A 250-nucleotide genomic window follows, 5' to 3' on the forward strand; every position below is an offset into this window, starting at 1 on the left:
GCACCCGGTGCAGGCGCTCGGCGAGGGCGACGGCCGTCGCGTGGTCGAACAGGTCGGTGCTGTAGTCGATGTTCCCCCGCACGCCGAGCGGTTCGCCGTCCGGCCCGAACTCCTCGCGCAGGTTCACCGAGAGGTCGAACTTGGCGACCTCCAGCGGCTCGGCCAGCGGCTCGGCGGTAAGGCCGGGGAGACGGACGGCGGTGTCGGCCAGGTTGCTGTTGAACGGCATCATCACCTGGAACAGCGGGTG

The 250-nt window shown here is 70.4% G+C and carries 1 protein-coding gene; it reads right to left on the reverse strand.

Annotation, left to right across the window (positions count from 1 at the left end; all coding sequences use genetic code 11):
* On the reverse strand, nucleotides 1-250 hold a 250-nt coding region (locus JNW98_RS33155; protein WP_223772007.1), incomplete at both ends, for a hypothetical protein.

Source organism: Streptomyces huiliensis (assembly GCF_020037025.1).
In the GTDB taxonomy this organism is placed as follows: domain Bacteria; phylum Actinomycetota; class Actinomycetes; order Streptomycetales; family Streptomycetaceae; genus Streptomyces; species Streptomyces huiliensis.